Annotated in this window: 10 protein-coding genes and 1 pseudogene; 5 read left to right on the top strand and 6 right to left on the bottom strand. The window is 37.5% G+C overall.

The window, feature by feature from the left end; all coding sequences use genetic code 11:
* Nucleotides 1-469, bottom strand: a pseudogene (locus RYK20_RS07510) (cysteine--tRNA ligase); the annotation flags it as partial.
* A gap of 108 nt (nt 470-577) precedes the next feature.
* Nucleotides 578-1,048, bottom strand: coding sequence for a hypothetical protein (locus RYK20_RS07505; protein WP_314894965.1), 471 nt, complete (start codon nt 1,046-1,048; stop codon nt 578-580).
* Nucleotides 1,049-1,225: 177 nt separating this feature from the next.
* Between RYK20_RS07505 and RYK20_RS07500 the strand changes: the two genes are divergently transcribed.
* From RYK20_RS07500 to RYK20_RS07490, 3 genes are read left to right on the top strand one after another with little or no spacing between them, the layout of a single operon-like run.
* On the top strand, nt 1,226-1,591 hold the full coding sequence (locus RYK20_RS07500) for a hypothetical protein (RefSeq protein WP_314894964.1): 366 nt from the start codon (nt 1,226-1,228) through the stop codon (nt 1,589-1,591).
* A gap of 60 nt (nt 1,592-1,651) precedes the next feature.
* On the top strand, nt 1,652-4,492 hold the full coding sequence (gene uvrA / locus RYK20_RS07495; protein WP_314894963.1) for an excinuclease ABC subunit UvrA: 2,841 nt from the start codon (nt 1,652-1,654) through the stop codon (nt 4,490-4,492).
* Nucleotides 4,489-5,604, top strand: coding sequence for a glycosyltransferase family 1 protein (locus RYK20_RS07490; protein ID WP_314894962.1), 1,116 nt, complete (start codon nt 4,489-4,491; stop codon nt 5,602-5,604). Before uvrA ends, RYK20_RS07490 begins: the two co-directional genes overlap by 4 nt.
* A 4-nt stretch (nt 5,605-5,608) precedes the next feature.
* Here the strand turns inward: RYK20_RS07490 and RYK20_RS07485 are convergent, their stop codons facing one another.
* The 3 genes from RYK20_RS07485 to RYK20_RS07475 all read right to left on the bottom strand — a co-directional run bounded on the left by RYK20_RS07485 (nt 5,609) and on the right by RYK20_RS07475 (nt 12,138).
* Complete coding sequence (locus tag RYK20_RS07485) at nt 5,609-6,688, bottom strand: mannose-1-phosphate guanylyltransferase (protein WP_311457153.1); 1,080 nt, start codon at nt 6,686-6,688, stop codon at nt 5,609-5,611.
* A gap of 13 nt (nt 6,689-6,701) precedes the next feature.
* On the bottom strand, nt 6,702-10,067 hold the full coding sequence (gene secA, locus RYK20_RS07480) for a preprotein translocase subunit SecA (RefSeq protein WP_311457154.1): 3,366 nt from the start codon (nt 10,065-10,067) through the stop codon (nt 6,702-6,704).
* Between the two features lie 163 nt (nt 10,068-10,230).
* The gene (locus tag RYK20_RS07475) at nt 10,231-12,138 is read right to left on the bottom strand and encodes a RecQ family ATP-dependent DNA helicase (RefSeq protein WP_314894961.1); all 1,908 of its coding nucleotides are present in this window, start codon (nt 12,136-12,138) and stop codon (nt 10,231-10,233) included.
* A 162-nt stretch (nt 12,139-12,300) separates the two neighbouring features.
* On the opposite strand from RYK20_RS07475, the gene hemC reads away from it, so the two are divergent.
* Entirely contained in the window at nt 12,301-13,227 is a 927-nt protein-coding gene (hemC, locus tag RYK20_RS07470) for a hydroxymethylbilane synthase (protein WP_314894960.1), read from the top strand.
* On the top strand, nt 13,227-16,766 hold the full coding sequence (locus RYK20_RS07465) for an MMPL family transporter (protein WP_314894958.1): 3,540 nt from the start codon (nt 13,227-13,229) through the stop codon (nt 16,764-16,766). The genes hemC and RYK20_RS07465 overlap by 1 nt, the downstream gene beginning before the upstream one ends.
* A gap of 398 nt (nt 16,767-17,164) precedes the next feature.
* Here RYK20_RS07465 and RYK20_RS07460 read toward each other — a convergent pair whose 3' ends face one another.
* Nucleotides 17,165-17,299, bottom strand: a complete 135-nt coding sequence (locus RYK20_RS07460; RefSeq protein WP_314894957.1) for a hypothetical protein — start codon at nt 17,297-17,299, stop codon at nt 17,165-17,167.
* Nucleotides 17,300-17,416 lie beyond the last annotated feature (117 nt).

Here is a 17,416-nt window from a genome sequence, read left to right as displayed (position 1 = left end):
CAAAGTATACAGAACCATTGCTTTCGTAAGCAAAGCCGTCTTTTAGTAGTTTTTCTGTAAGCTGGATTTGTTCCAATATATGCCCTGTCGCAGTAGGTTCTATAGTTGGCGGAAGAAGATTGAATATCTCCAAAACTTTATGAAAATCAACGGTATATTTTTGTACGATTTCCATAGGCTCAAGTTTTTCAAGGCGAGATTGTTTCACAAAACGGTCGTTGTTCACATCACCATCATCAGTAAGGTGACCCGCATCTGTGATATTACGTACGTAACGCACTTTGTAGCCTAAAAATTTAAGTGTACGATACACAAAATCAAACGACATAAAGGTGCGTACATTACCTAAGTGGACATTGCTATATACGGTAGGTCCACATACGTACATTCCTACATTATTTTCGTGTAAGGGTACAAAAACTTCTTTTTCTCCTGTTAAGGAATTAAATATTTTTAATTGATGATTCATTGATGTTCTAATTTTATGTTAGATGAAAAATAAGTACAAAAGTAAGAAAAATTTTTCAATAAAAGAGTCTCTATAGAATATATTTTTTATAAAATTCGTAAAATACTTCTATTTATTAAGTGAATTAAAAGCTTTTATTCGTTGTTTTTCTTGTATATCAATAATTTGATAAGCAGCAAAAGGTATCAGTAGAAAACCTCCTATCATTATGTAATTAGACAAGCTAAAAAATCCCCAATAGACTACTAAAGGAGTTCCTATAATAAGCAATACTAAGGCTGTTATTTTGGCTATTTTTGAGGGTTTTGCATAAAAATCATTAGGAGTATAGTCTCTTTCATAATTACACTTTGGGCAATGAATTTTTACAGATTCTCCTTCTTTCATAGCAAATTCTATACGGGTACTGGCTTCTGTATTGTAAGAAAATTCTTGAGAACATTTCTTACAGAGGGTAAAAACTTTCAATGTTATTTTATTTTCTGCAAAGATAAGAAAAAGAGATAAAAAATCAAATATTTTAGAATGTGTTTTAAAAGCTACAAAGATAATTTTGTTTTCTACTTGCCTTTTTTCCATTTTTTATTACTTTTGCAAATGAGAATATAGTTCTACTTCTACTTTTATAAAACAAGAATATGTTTTTTTAGAAAATTATTATACAAAAAATTATAAACATCAATAATGATGAGAATTTACATTAAATATTTAGTGTTAGTAATGCTTTTGTGTAGTTGCAAAAGCCACAAAAACCTTATGATAAAAATAGATAAAAATAAAGCTATACCTTATAATGAATATTCACAAGAGTTTCAAGAATGGGAATCTACAAAAAATATAAAATTAGAAGAAGCTTACCAAATACATTTGAGTTATGCTTCAGAAAATCAAGATAAGATAAAACTTAAATCAAAAGAAGGATATCCTCTATTCTATGTTTACGAAGATTATTACATATTTTCAACAGTAACATATAATCATAAAATAGGGATTTTTAATTCTACAGGTATTTGGGTTAATGCAAATACAGGGGAGGTTGATTATATTGAAGTTAATAAAAGTCAAAATTTTCGTACAGACCCAAATATTTGGCTAACTTCCTATAATGGTAATAAACTCTGAAGGAAATATTATGCAAATATTGCCGAAAAAAGAGTAACTTTGTCCGCTATTTATAACTAAATGAAAAAAGATAAAAATATTATAGTACAAGGGGCAAGAGTACATAATCTCAAAGATATAGATGTACAGATTCCTCGATATGAGTTGGTAGTGGTAACAGGTCTATCGGGAAGTGGGAAGTCTTCTTTGGTGTTTGATACGATTTATGCAGAGGGACAACGTCGCTATATAGAGACTTTCTCAGCATATGCACGTCAGTTCTTAGGAGGACTGGAACGTCCTGATGTGGATAAGATAGATGGACTCTCTCCTGTGATTGCTATTGAGCAGAAGACAACCTCTAAGTCGCCTCGTTCTACAGTGGGAACCATTACCGAGATTTATGACTTTCTACGCTTGCTCTATGCACGTGCCTCTGATGCCTATAGTTATCGCACAGGCGAGAAGATGGTTAGCTATACCGATAACCAAATACAACAACTGATACTTGAGGAATATCAGAACAAAGCAATTCATATATTAGCCCCTCTTGTACAGTCGCGTAAGGGACACTATCGCGAACTTTTTGAGCAAATTGCCAAGCAAGGATTTCTCAAGGTACGTGTGGATGGTCAGATTCGTGAAATAGAGTACGGAATGAAGCTTGATCGTTATAAAACACATGATATAGAGGTGGTAATTGACCGATTGGAGGTAAAGGATAATGATACTACTCAGCGACGCCTTTCGGAAAGTATACAAACAGCTATGCGACACGGTAATGGAATCCTGATGATACTTGTGGAGAAAAATGAGATACCTCGCTATTTCAGCCGTAACCTTATGTGTCCCACTACAGGAATTTCTTACCCACTGCCAGAGCCCAATACCTTCTCTTTTAATTCTCCCAAGGGGATGTGCCCACACTGTAATGGACTGGGAACAGTACAGGAAGTAACCCTGAAAAAACTCATTCCTGATATGTCGCTCTCTATCAAACAAGGGGCTATTACAGCTATAGGAGCCGAAAAAAAAACTTGGATATTCCAACAATTAGAGACCATACTGAGAAAGTTTGGACACAAACTCTCCGACCCAGTGGAGAAACTCCCCAAGGAAGCTTTAGATATGATTCTTTTCGGGGGAAAGGAGAAATTTTCAGAAAAGTCCGAAGTGATAGGGGTAACTCGTGATTTTTCTATAGATTTTGATGGAATTGTCAATTTTATAGAACAACAGTACCAAGATATGGAAAGTAGTGCTTCTATGCAACGTTGGGCAAAGGATTTTATGGAAGAAAAAAACTGTCCTGAATGTGAGGGTTCTCGCCTAAGAAAAGAGGCTTTGTATTTTCGCATAGCTGATAAGAATATAGCCGAGCTTTCCGCCATGGATATAGCCGAACTGATGCAATGGTTTGATACTTTGCCTGAAAAACTCTCTGCTCGTCAGGAGAAGATAGCTCATGAAATCCTTAAAGAGATTAGTGAACGTTTACGTTTTCTCTTAGATGTTGGTTTGGATTATCTTTCATTGGGTAGAAGCTCCAAAACCCTTTCAGGAGGAGAGGCACAGCGTATTCGCTTGGCTACCCAAATAGGTTCCAAGCTAACAAACGTACTCTACACTTTAGATGAACCTAGTATAGGCTTGCATCAGCGTGATAATGAGCGACTGATTAATTCCCTTAAATTCCTCCGAGATATAGGTAATTCGGTGGTGGTGGTAGAGCACGATGCAGATATGATGCTCCACGCCGACTATGTGATTGATATAGGACCTAAGGCAGGGAAAGGTGGGGGTGAGGTAATTTTCGCAGGCACTCCTAAAGAAATGCTCAGGGCACATACCCTGACAGCCTCCTACCTCAATGGAGAACGCGCTATAGAAGTGCCTGAGGAACGTCGTCAAGGTAATGGACACTTTATAGAACTCATAGGCTGTACAGGTAATAACCTCAAGAATGTATCCGTCAAATTTCCTTTGGGAATGATGATTGGGATTACAGGAGTGTCAGGCTCGGGCAAATCCACCCTAATCAATGAGACCCTCTACCCAATTCTCAATGCACATTTCTATAATGCAGTCAAAAAACCGATGCCTTATAAGCAGATTTTGGGATTGGAATATATCGACAAAGTGATAGATATAGACCAATCACCCATTGGGCGTATTCCACGCTCTAATCCGGCTACTTATACAGGTGTCTTCAGTGAAATACGTGACCTTTTTGCCCATACGCCAGAGGCAATGATCAGGGGCTACAAACCAGGGCGCTTTAGCTTCAATGTCAAAGGAGGCCGTTGTGAAACCTGCGAGGGCGGAGGTATGAAAGTGATTGAAATGAATTTCCTTCCCGATGTCTTGGTGGAGTGTGAGACTTGCCATGGCAAACGTTTTAATAGAGAAACCCTTGAGATTCGTTACAAAGGAAAATCCATAGCCGATGTACTGGCTATGACTATAGATGAGGCAGTGGCTTTTTTTGAACCTATTCCGAAAATCTACCGGAAGCTCAAGACGATACAAGAAGTAGGACTGGGTTATATCACCTTAGGGCAACCCTCTACCACCCTTTCAGGAGGAGAGGCGCAGCGCATCAAGCTGGCTACCGAACTCTCCAAGCGTGATACGGGTAATACTTTTTATATTCTGGACGAACCTACTACGGGACTACACTTTGAGGATATAAAAATCTTAATGGAAGTGCTTAACAAGCTCACTGAAAAGGGAAATACGGTACTTATTATTGAGCATAACTTAGATGTAATCAAGATGATGGATTATCTTATAGATATAGGTCCTGAAGGAGGCAAGGGTGGTGGTCAGGTAGTGGCTATGGGGACACCCGAGCAAGTGGCTAAGAGTAAAAAGAGCTATACAGCTAAGTTTTTGAAAGAGGTTTTAAAGACAGAGAAATGAGAATAGGATTCGATGCCAAGCGGGCTTTTCATAATTTTCGCGGTTTGGGTAACTACAGCCGCGACCTGATTCGTATCTTGCAAGAGAGAACAGATACGGAATTAGTACTTTTTAACCCTATAAAAAGGAAATTCTTAGGGGTGAAAATTACCCCAAGGACTACCGAGATCAATCCCAAAGGCTTTTTTTGGAGAAAGCTCAAAAGTCTTTGGCGGCTCTTCCATATTACAACCCTTGCCAAAGAACAGCAATTAGATATCTACCATGGTCTTTCTGGGGAGATACCTATGGGTATATACAAGTATGTTCCTACGGTGGTAACCATACACGACCTTATTTTCTTGCGTTTTCCTCAGTGGTACAGTTCTTTTGACAGAAAGATACATACCCTCAAGTTCCGCTATGCTACCCAAAAGGCACAGCACATCATTGCCATCAGTGAGCAAACCAAGCGGGATATAGTAGATTATTTTCATATAGATCCTAATAAAATATCGGTAGTATATCAGGGATGTCATGCCGCTTTTAAGCAAACCTATACGGAGGAGGAAAAAGCCAAAGTAAGAGAAAAATATGCCTTACCTGATCGATTTGTTCTCAATGTAGGAGCTATAGAGGAGCGAAAGAATGCTTTAGAGATAGTGAAAGCCATCAAGGGGACTGGCTTGCCGCTGATTATGGTAGGGAAGAAGACCACCTATTACGAGAAGATAGAGGCTTATTGCAAGGAAAATAAAATACAGTCTCAAGTGAGAGTACTCTCTGGGGTTTCCATGCAGGAGTTGGCTATGATATACCAAATGGCGACTATATTCTGCTATCCCTCTGTTTTTGAGGGTTTTGGAATTCCTATTATAGAAGCCCTTTTTTCTAAAACTCCTGTGATTACCTCCAAAGGAAGTTGCTTTGAGGAAGCTGGAGGTAGTGGAAGTATCTATATAAACCCTACTAAAAATACCGCGCAGGAGATTCGGCAGGCTATAACACAACTCCTTTCCTCGCCCGAACGTATGCAACAGATGAGGGAGGTAGGCTATAACTATGTACAAAAATTCACAGACGAAAACGTCTGTGAAAATCTGTTGAAAGTATATCAAAAGGTGATTTCTTAAGCCTTTAAGAGAGGTTGTTACCGAATTTTTCTTTAACTTCTCCTAAGAGCTCCTTGATGCTCTGTTCTTTTTCTTTGGGGTAGATCATTAGCACCGAAGCCGTATCTACAATGATATAATGTTCTATACCATCTACAATCACTACCTTGTTGGTATCGGTACGAATGATATTGTCAGAGGCATTTTTAAAGAGTGTAAGCGCATTGACTACTGCATTGTTATTAGAATCCTTAGCCAATTTCTCGTGTAGAGAACCCCAAGTACCTAAATCATTCCAATCAAACCCTACAGGATATACATAGATATTATCCGAAGGCTCCATAATGGCATAGTCTACCGATATATTCTCTGCCTTTCCATAATTATCCCTGATAAACTCCCATTCCTGTGGTGTATTATAGGCTGTCTCTCCTTCCTTGAAGAGTGAGAACAAATTGGGTTGGAATCTTTCAAAAGCTCTCAATACACTTTGTGTACGCCAGATAAAGATACCCGCATTCCATAGGTAGTTTCCTTCTGAGAGAAACTGTTTAGCACGCTCATAATCAGGTTTTTCGGTGAATTGGAGTACCTTTTTACTGGGTTTGCTGTCTGTTTTGTCATATTGTATATAACCATAACCCGTATTTGGGAAAGTAGGTTTGATTCCCAGAGTCATCAGTATATCCTGCTGTTCACATAGTGTAAAACAGTTCTTTACATTGTCCTGAAATTCATCTTCTTGTTCTATCCAGTGGTCGGAAGGAGCTACAATAAAAACAGCATTAGGATTGCGTTTTTGAATCTTCATAGTTGCATAGAGGATGCACGGAGCTGTATTACGCATAGAAGGTTCCAAAACTAAATTCTCATCAGAGATACCCGACAACTGTGTCTTTACTAAGTTCTTATAAATTTCATTGGTAGAGATAAGAATATTTTCCTTGGGGATAAAGCTCGCCAAGCGTTGGTAGGTACGTTGCAAGAGTGTCTGCCCTGTACCTAGCATATCGTGAAATTGCTTGGGAAAAGCCCAAGTACTTACAGGCCAAAAGCGAGAGCCAACGCCCCCTGCCATAATAATGGCATAATGATTCTTATTCATCAAGGTATAGATATTATCGTTTTTTTATTACCCATTCTCCTTTTTCTAGTAAGGGAATAGCTTGTTTGTATTTCATTTCTTTGGTTTGCCCATTTAGGATATTCTGAATAATTACTTTATCATTTCTTCCTATTTTAGGCTGATCTCTTACAATAGGGTCTGTTACTTGAGTGGAGGCAGAAGCTTTTTCTCCAACTTCTCTATTTTGTTGAGCTAGTTCATCGGAATTGAGTACTTCTTCTTTGGAAGTTTGTAGGTTTTCAGGGTTCTTTCTTACTTCGTGAGCCTCTTGAACAGAATTTTCTGTGGTTGGAAGCTGAGCATGAAATAGAAAAGCAACAATTTCTTTATTGACTCTTTCAATCATTCCTTTGAAGAGTTGATAAGCCTCAAGCTTGTAAATAAGTAAAGGGTCTTTCTGTTCGTGAGTAGCTAGCTGAACGGATTGCTTGAGTTCATCCATCTGTCTGAGATGTGTTTTCCAAGCATCATCTATAATTGCTAGAGAAATATTTTTCTCAAAGTCGGTAATAATTTGCTTTCCTTCGCTTTCATAAGCCTCTTTTAGGTCAGTAGTGATGTTAAGTCCTTTTTGTCCATCAGTAAAAGGAATTACAATACGTTCAAACTGATTACTTTGATCCTCATATACATTTTTAATTACAGGATAAGCGATAGAAGCATTACGCTCCATACGTTCTTTGTAAGAGGAAAGAAGCTTTGGATAGAGTGTTCTTAGTAAATCTTTAATAGACTTTCTGTGGAATTCATCTTCAGAAGCTTCAGGTTTTGTACCAAAATATTTGAAATACTCATATTCAAAATTTTTATAATCATTACCGGGCTTATTACTTTCTAGTACAGCTTCACAAGTATCATAAATGATATTAGCAATATCCACTTGTAGTCGCTCTCCATAGAGTGCGTGCCGACGACGCTTGTAGATAACCTCACGTTGTACATTCATTACATCATCATATTCGAGAAGGCGCTTACGAATACCAAAGTTATTTTCTTCTACTTTCTTTTGAGCTTTTTCTACATTCTTAGTGATAATAGGGTGTTCTAATACTTCACCTTCTTTGAGCCCTTGTCCTAATCGATCAAGGAACTTCACGGCACGTTCCAAACCATAAAGGCGCATTAAGTTGTCCTCAAAAGATACGAAGAATTTTGAGCTACCAGGATCTCCTTGACGACCAGAACGCCCTCTTAGCTGCCTATCTACACGACGGGAATCGTGCCTTTCGGTACCAATAATAGCCAAACCACCCGCTTCTTTTACTTCATCAGTGAGCTTGATGTCAGTACCACGACCAGCCATATTGGTGGCAATAGTTACCACACCCTTCTTACCTGCTTCAGCTACAATTTCAGCCTCTTTTTTGTGTAATTTAGCATTAAGAACATTATGAGGAATGTTACGTAACTTAAGCATACGGCTTAGAAGTTCTGATACCTCCACAGAAGTAGTACCAATAAGTACAGGCCTTCCAGCTTGAGAAAGACTTACTACCTCCTCAATAACTGCATTATATTTTTCACGTTTGGTTCTGTAGATTTGATCATTTTGGTCACGACGTGCAATGGGGCGGTTGGTAGGAATCTCCATTACATCTAGTTTGTAGATTTCCCAAAACTCTCCAGCCTCTGTGGTTGCAGTACCTGTCATTCCAGATAGCTTTCGGTACATACGGAAATAATTCTGAAGAGTGATGGTTGCATAGGTCTGGGTGGCCGCTTCTATCTGTACATTTTCTTTGGCTTCAATAGCCTGATGTAATCCATCGGAATAACGACGTCCATCCATAATACGACCTGTCTGTTCATCAACAATAAGAACTTTATTATCAATAACGACATATTCAATATCCTTCTCAAATAGTGTATATGCCTTGAGAAGCTGATTGACGGTATGAATACGTTCACTTTTTTCACCAAATTCTTGGTATAACTTATCTTTTAGCGCATTTTCTTCTTCTATAGGGAGATTTTGCTTTTCAATATTAGCAATTTCAGCACCAATATCAGGCATTACGAAGAAATTTTTGTCCTCTCCTTGTGACATTTCGTTAATACCCTTATCAGTAAGTTCTATTTGATTATTTTTTTCATTAATTACAAAAAGAAGATCTTCATCTATTTTATGCATCTCACGATTATTATCCTGCATATAATAGTTTTCTGTTTTTTGTAGAAGCTGTTTCATCCCTTCTTCACTAAGGAACTTAATAAGAGCTTTGTTCTTAGGAAGTCCTCGGTGCACTCGTAATAAGAGGACGCCTCCGTCCTTGGTATTTCCTTCAGATATAAGCTTTTTGGCTTCTGCTAATACATTGGTTAGGTGCTTGCGTTGCTTCTCTACTAAGGCTTCTACGGCAGGCTTGAAGAGGTCAAATTCGTGAAATTCTCCACGAGGCATAGGACCTGATATAATCAATGGGGTACGAGCATCATCAATAAGCACAGAATCCACCTCATCCACAATGGCATAATTATGAGGACGTTGTACTAGTTCGTCAGGTGTATGAGCCATATTATCACGTAGATAATCAAAACCAAACTCATTATTTGTTCCGTAGGTAATATCAGCAGCATAAGCCATTCTTCTTCCTAGAGAATTAGGCTGGTAGTTATCAATACATTCTACTTTAAGTCCGTGAAATTGGAAAAGAGGTGCCATCCAAGCACTATCTCGGCGTGCCAAGTAGTCATTGACGGTAACTAAGTGTACACCATTTCCTGTAAGTGCATTGAGGTAAAGAGGTAGGGTAGCCACAAGGGTTTTACCTTCACCAGTCTGCATTTCCGCAATTTTTCCTTGATGAAGAGCTATTCCTCCAATGAGCTGTACATCATAATGAACCATATCCCAAGTAATGGCTTTTCCTGCAGCATCCCAAGAGTTTTTCCACAGAGATTTCTCTCCTTCAATGGTTACATAGTCTTTTAGAGAGGCTAGTTCTCTATCATAAGGAGTTGCCGTTACCTCTATTGTGGAATTATCTACAAAGCGTTGAGCTGTTTCCTTCATCACAGCAAAAGCCTCAGGCAGGATTTCGTTAAGGGTTTTCTCACCAGCTTTGTAAGCCTCATCGGTTAATTTATCTATTTCAGTATAAAAATCTTCTTTTTGGTCGATGTTCTCTGTGGTGTCAGCTTGTGCTTTCAGGGCTTGTATTTTTTCCTGATATACTTCACGGGCTTTATGAATACGCTCCTTGAACTCTATAGTCTTGGCTCGTAATTCATCATTAGTTAATGATTTATATTGCGCTTGATGGTTGTTAATTTTTGCTACCAAAGGCGCGATTTCTTTCATATCTTTTTTAGCCTTGTCACCGACAAAGATTTTTATTAGTGAACTTACAATACTCATAGAATGTATGATTGATTAATATTAAATTTTAAAAAACAAATAAATTATGCAAAAAATATACCATAATTATTTTAGCTGACAAAAGTACAAAAATTATCTATATATCAGCTTAAAAAACTGACATTTTTTCTGAAATTGTCAGTTTAAGCAATGAGGAAAAGCTTTAATATTTTGTAACATACTGATTAGTAGCGAGAATGGTTATTTTTTCTTGATCTAACAAAAGGGTAAGTACGTGTAGGATTTCCCATTCATAATAGGAAGAAGCTAAGCAAATTTCCTGTGAGGACATAGGATGATAGGCTATAAGAGTTAAAATTTCTTCAGAAATTGCCTTTATCTGCTCCTTTGAGAGGTTTTTCTGCTTGCTTTCTATACAATGAGAGCAGATACCGCAAGGTGTTCCTAATTTTTCCCCAAAATAGTTGAGTAAAAATTGTTCATTACATACTTTTTCCTCTTCTATATACTTAAGAACATCATTGCATTGTTCTACTTTATGCTGATTATACCATTTTACTTGAGGAGAGATATAGTTAATGGTTCTATCATCGTCTCTAGGCATAATAAAAGTGATTTCAGCATCTGTATTTTCGCTTTTATAGCTAATAACACCGTCATTGTGTAGTTTTTCTAATTTTTTTTGTACTTCTAAAGCTGTAATATGTAAATTAGTAGCTATATTTTCTATTCTAAAAGAGATATTTTGTTCGTGAATTCCTGAATATTTACGCATAAGGAAGAAAAGAAGTTCTTTTTCTTGGATATTTCTTTGTAAATAATCAATAGCTTCTCTACTAGAAATAAGAATTCGTACGGTAGCTTTCCTAAAAAAGGCTTGGCTAAGAGAAAGAATACCGTTACGGTCTAGAACTTCCAATCCTTGGTATATTTTTAGAGCGTCTAACTGTGTTTTCTGGGCAAAATCAGCAAGGTTGAAGATAAAAGAATTGCCTTCACCTTCTCCTATGGCTAAATGGAAATAACTACAGAGTTTAGGAAACATTTCTTTAAGAAAAGAGACCGAAACTTGGCTTCGTTCGGTATCAACTAAGAGTTTTTTTACATCATTATCATTATATAGAATAATAGCGAAGGCTTTGAGCCCATCGCGTCCTGCTCGTCCCGCTTCTTGGAAGTAGTCTTCTAAGGAATTTGGTAAGTCCCAATGAATGACAGTTCGTACATCTGCTTTGTCAATTCCCATCCCGAAGGCATTGGTAGCTACCATTATCTGGATATCAGCTAATCTCCACATTGCCAATCGTTTGCCTTTTTCTTCCACAGAAAGTCCTCCGTGAAAGCTCATAGCAGAGAACCCTTCTTCACAAAGATGATGAGCCAGTTCTTCACTTAATCGTCTGTTTCTAACATAAATAATACTACTCCCTTTGTTTTTCAAGAGAATACGCTCTAATCGGTTCCATTTGTTGTCTATTTTATAAGTCATATAAGCCAAATTAGAACGAATGAGACTTCCTTTGATAACAGAAGCTTTAGGAATCTGTAAATTCTCCAGAATATCCCTTTGGACTCTTTCGGTAGCTGTAGCTGTAAGGGCAATGATGGGAATATGTGGAAACCATTCTCTGAGTTTTTTACATTCTAGGTAGGCAGGACGAAAATCCTTTCCCCAATGGGAAATACAGTGGGCTTCATCAATCACAATATAGTTAATAGAAGAGGCTTTTAGTCGGGTAGCGACTTCATTATTATTCAGGCGTTCGGGAGCCATATACAGGAACTTATAGGCTTCACTTTGCACATTGCTCATTAGCCGTTCTAGTTCGTAAAAAGGGATATTTCCAGCCAAAGCCAAGGCAGAGATACCTCTATCAGTAAGGTTTTTTACTTGATCCTCCATTAGAGAAATAAGAGGAGAGATGACCAGGCATACTCCGTCTTTCATCAAGGCAGGTACCTGAAAACAGATTGATTTTCCACCTCCTGTGGGAAGCATTGCTAGGGTATCATTTCCCTGAAGGATAGAGGTTATGATAGGTTCCTGAGTAGGTCGAAATTTATCATATCCCCAGTGTTTCTTGAGAATCTCTAAGGCAAAGGTATCCATATGTAAATTATTTTTGTCTGAATAAAATAGGATAATTGAAGTGACAAAAGTACGCATTCTTTTTGAAATGGTGAAGTTATTTGGATAACTCAATAAAAAATAATACCTTTGTGCATTTGTAAAAACAAATTTAAAGATTACTTTAAAATTAATTTTAGTAAAATGGATAGAGTCCTTCGTATAGGAACCCGTGATAGTGAGCTTGCTCTTTGGCAGGCTAGGAAAGTACAGTCTCTTCTGGAGGCTTTAGGATATATTACAAAATTGGTACCTGTAAAATCACAAGGAGATCTTACACTGGATATTCCTTTGTATGCAATGGGGATTACAGGAGTTTTTACCAAAGTCCTTGACATAGCTATGTTACAAGACAAGATAGATATAGCGGTTCACAGTATGAAGGATGTGCCTACACTTCTTCCTCAGGGAATTGTAAAGGGGGCAGTACTTAAGCGTGCTAATGTACAGGATGTGCTTGTATATAAGGAAAATTTAGATTTCCTTACTCAGCAAGAGGTAATCATCGCTACAGGAAGCTTACGTCGTAAGGCACAGTGGTTACGCAGGTATCCTACCCATACTATAGAGAACTTAAGAGGAAATATTAACACCCGCTTACAAAAACTAGAAGATAGCTCTTGGCAAGGAGCTATTTTTGCAGCTGCTGCCTTGGAAAGATTGAATAAAAATCAGCTTCAAGTAAAGGCATTGGACTGGATGACTCCAGCTCCAGCACAAGGAGCTATTATGGTGGTGGCTAAGCAAGAGGATGCTTATACTCGAGAAGCTTTGGCTCTTATCAATGATCTACCTACAGACTTAGAAACGGATATAGAACGTCGCTTCCTAAGGCGATTGGAGGGAGGCTGTACAGCGCCTATCGGTGCGAAAGCTACCCTTGAGGGAGAGCAACTCTCTTTTGTAGGAAATCTTTTTTCCTTAGATGGGAAGTCAGTCTCTGAAGTTAAGAAAACTATCCCTATAACAGCGATAGAGGATTTTCCTGAAGCTTGTGCTGATGAAGTACTATATAATGGAGGAAGAGAGATGATGGAAGGGATACGTAAAGTAATGAATATTCAGAAATAATGCTTGTAAAGATATTTGATATTGTTCATCGTCATAAGTTTTTGTCCTTTTTGTTGCTTTTTCTTTGGGCAGGAGTAGCTTTATGGGCGGTTTTGCAACTACGTTTTGAAGAAGATATTACAAAGGTACTTCCTCAGAATGAAAAAACTTCTCTTACAGCTAAGGTACTTAAACAATTAAATTTCTCGGATAAGATATCGGTGATTATAACTGAGGAATCAGAAGGTTCTTTCTCAGATATGCAACAGCTTACAGAAGTTCTTTGCGATAGTCTGTATCAATCATTCCCTCAGTATTTTACAGATATTCAAGGGATTGTATCCGAAGAAGAGATTGACCAAACGTGGGAGTTTGTCAATCAACATTTCCCACTATTTTTGGAAGAGCAAGATTACATTTCTCTTGAACGTCGCTTACAGCCAGATAGCTTAAAAGCTTTAGTAGAAGGGCATTATCGTATGATGCTTACTCCTGCAGGAATGGTTACCCAACAGTTTGTTCGTAAAGACCCTTTTTCGCTTACATTCAAGGGATTACAGAAGCTCCAACAACTCAATATAGGTACAGACCTTACCCTTTCACAAGGTTATTTAACCACTTCTGACCAGCAACATATTCTTTTCTTTCTTAATCCTGTATATCAAGGAAGTGATACAGAACATAATACAGCTTTTGTACAAGGGCTAGAACAACTCCAAGACCAGCTTAACCAGCAGTACAAAGGGAAAGCTTCTTGTGAATTCTTTGGAGCTCCTTTTATTTCAGTTAGTAATGCTTCTCAGATTAAAGCCGATATTCTCACTACTGTGATTATTTCTCTTACGGCTTTGTGCTTGCTTTTAGTCTTTTTCTATAGAAGTATTTCGGTGCCTCTGATTGCTTTTGTACCCTCTCTTTTTGGAGTACTTACAGCACTGGCTTTTCTGTACTTGCTCAAAGGAAGTATATCCGCTATTTCAATCAGTTTGGGAGCTGTCCTTCTGGGAGTTACGATAGATTATTCATTACATATTCTTACTCATTATAAAGTAGCCAAAGATAGTGTGGAGCTTTATCGTTCGGTTACGATACCCATTCTTTTGAGCAGTATAACTACAGCTATTTCTTTTCTATGTCTTCTCTTTGTACATTCAGAAGTTATGCGAGATTTAGGGATATTTGCTTCGGTGGGAATTATGGTTTCTGCATTGCTTTCATTGCTTTTGATTCCTCATTTCTATAGAGGAAATCGCACAATAGAAGCCCGTAAAACTTTTCTGGATAGGGTAGGAGCTTATCCATTTCACCAGAACAAATGGGTGGTAGGAGCTTGTTTGCTCTTTATTCTCGGGAGTTTTCTGGCTTTCAAGGAAGTACGATTCAATGGAGATATATCTTCAGTGAATTACCTCAATGACCGATATGCTCAAGCACAGCAAAAGCTAGAAATGCTTACAGATAGTAAGTACAAATCTCTCTATGCTACAGCTTATAGCAATTCCTTAGAGGAAGCTCTTGAACAGAATTATAATTTGCACCATTCTCTGGAGCAAATGCAGAAGGATGGTAAGCTTAAGCAATTTTCTTCTTTAGGAGCGATTGTTCTTCCCCAAAAAGAACAACAAAAACGCTTAGAACGCTGGCGAACTTTCTGGAATAAAGAACATATAGGGCAGATAGAACAAGAAATAACTTATTTTACTCAAGAAGTAGGCTTTAAGGCTTCTATGTATGCTCCTTTCTTTGCTTATCTGAAAGAATCTCCTCAACCTATTACTTCTCTTGCAGAATATGAAGCACTTTCAGCGATTCCTATAAAAGATTTTATTACAGAAAAAGAAGGATTCTATACTATAGCCAATTTGGTAAAGCTTACTCAAGAACAGCGAGATACTTTTATCCAACAAATAGAAAAAGATACACCCACTTTAATAATAGATAGGAAGAATATTAGTGAGACTTTTCTAGGAAAGCTCAAGGATGATGTGCTTTCACTGGCTTCGTATGCTTCTTTTGCTATATTTTTTGTATTACTTATTTTCTTCAGGCGTATTGAATTGGTCTTGCTTACCCTTATTCCTATTGGGATTACAGGAGTAGTTACCACGGCACTAATGAATATCTTTGGGATAGAATTTAACGTCTTTAGTATGATTGTTTGCACTTTGGTACTAGGGCATTCTGTCGATTTCAGTATTTTTATGACCTGCGCCCTACAGAAGGACTATTCTACAGGTAAGGATGAACTTCCTGTGTATAAAGTGTCGGTGCTATTGGCTTCTATTACTACTTTTTTGGCAATTGGTACTCTGATTTTTGCTAAGCATCCTGCCTTGAAGTCTATAGCCTCGGTGTCGCTTATAGGGATATTTTCGGCTTTGGTGATTACTTTTGTATTCTATCCATCCCTGTTTAAGTTCTTTATTTTTGGAAGACCCAAAAAAGGCTTATCACCGATTTCCTTACGCATTTTCCTTCATAGTATGCTTTCTATTCTTTACTATGTAATTTCGTCAGTTCTATTTTCGAATATTGTTTGGCTTTTATTGAAGATATTTCCTAAAGGAAAAGCTCTTAGAATTCGTAAATGGGCAGCCCAATTTAGTACTTCTGTACTTTATTCCAACCCTTTTGTAAGCAAGCGGACAGAATGTGCTCAAGGGATAGACCTTATACAGCCTTCGGTTTTGATAGCTAACCACACCTCTTGGCTCGATACACTTGCTATAGGAATGCTTACGCCACGGGTGAGTTATATGGTCAATGATTGGGTATATCATTCTGTGGTATTTGGGCGATATGTACAAGCGATGGATTTTTACCCTATTTCTCAGGGGATAGAAAAGGGAATGGATATATTCAAAAAAAACTTTGCCAACGGTCTTTCTGTGGTTATTTTCCCAGAGGGCAAACGTTCTGAGAGTAACTTCATTTATCGTTTTCATAAGGGAGCTTTCCTTGTGGCAGAACATTTCCAAAAGCCTCTGACCTTAGTATATATACACGGTAATTCTGAGGTACAGCCCAAAGGAGATTTTGCTATTTATGACGGAAGTATTACCGTGGTAGTCACCGAGCAGATAGCCCCTGATGACCTACGCTTTGGTACCACCCCACGAGAGCGAGCTAAGCTGATAGGCAAGCACTTCCGAGAACAATTCACCCTTCTAAGAAGGCGCTTGGAGGGAGTTAATTACCTCAAGGAAAAACTTTTCTTGAACTACCTCTATAAGGAGCCTTATATAGTGAAAGCTGTCCGTGCTGATTTCCAAAAGCGCAAAGGAGAGTATCACAAGCTTTCACTTGCTTTGCCTGAAGATGCTACCATCCTTCACTGGGCAGATGACTACGGACAAGTAGATTTTCTTTTGTTACTCACTCATCCTCAGCGTACTCTTATTACCCTTATAGAAGATGATGAAAAGCGTGCCATCGCCGAGCAGTCCTATATCACTCGTATCCGAAAGATACAATACTATAAAACCCTACCTGAAGGGATTAGCTATGACTGTGAAGTAGATACGAGAGGAGGAATAGACGTGAGAACTATAAAGTATTGATTTGCTTATAAAAATTGTTTTATAAAAGAATACTGATTTAAACAAATATAATATTTATATAAAACAATATTATTTATTAATATTAGTTATCAAAAGAAAAATACATCTTTATTCCCTTAGTTTAATATCATTCTCACAGCTGGAGCTAAATCATTATTGTGGTAACTTGTACCCTCATAATTATCATTGAGGCAATTGGTGTCTAAATCAAGTAGAACCGCATACATAGCTTTATTTTGACAGCAAAAATAAGTTATTATATCCTAACTACCAAATTATACTATTTTAAATAAATATCACATTTATATAAAACAGTATTTTTATATTTAAATCAGTTATTATAGATAATAAAAAACACCCTCTTATTAAGGGTGCTTTTTTAATTGTACAGATTAAAATTATTCAGGAATGTAAGGGATGAGAGGCTCATCATTATTCCAATCAAGTTCTATTTTTCTCTTATAAATAGTTATTTTTCCAATTTCTCCTTTAGAATTATTTATAGGAGTATAATAGATAAGGTAGCTAGACATATCAGGATCATTATATACATAAAACTTACTTTTGGTTTCAGCCTCTGCTTCAGTTATACGCTTTTCATTATCCCCTTTTAATACCTCCTGCTGAAAATTATAAGAACTACTTAAAGA

The sequence above is a fragment of the uncultured Capnocytophaga sp. genome, assembly GCF_963525585.1.
Lineage (GTDB): Bacteria > Bacteroidota > Bacteroidia > Flavobacteriales > Flavobacteriaceae > Capnocytophaga.
Note: the sequence above shows the minus strand (reverse complement) of the source record. Positions and strands in the feature narration are given on the sequence as shown.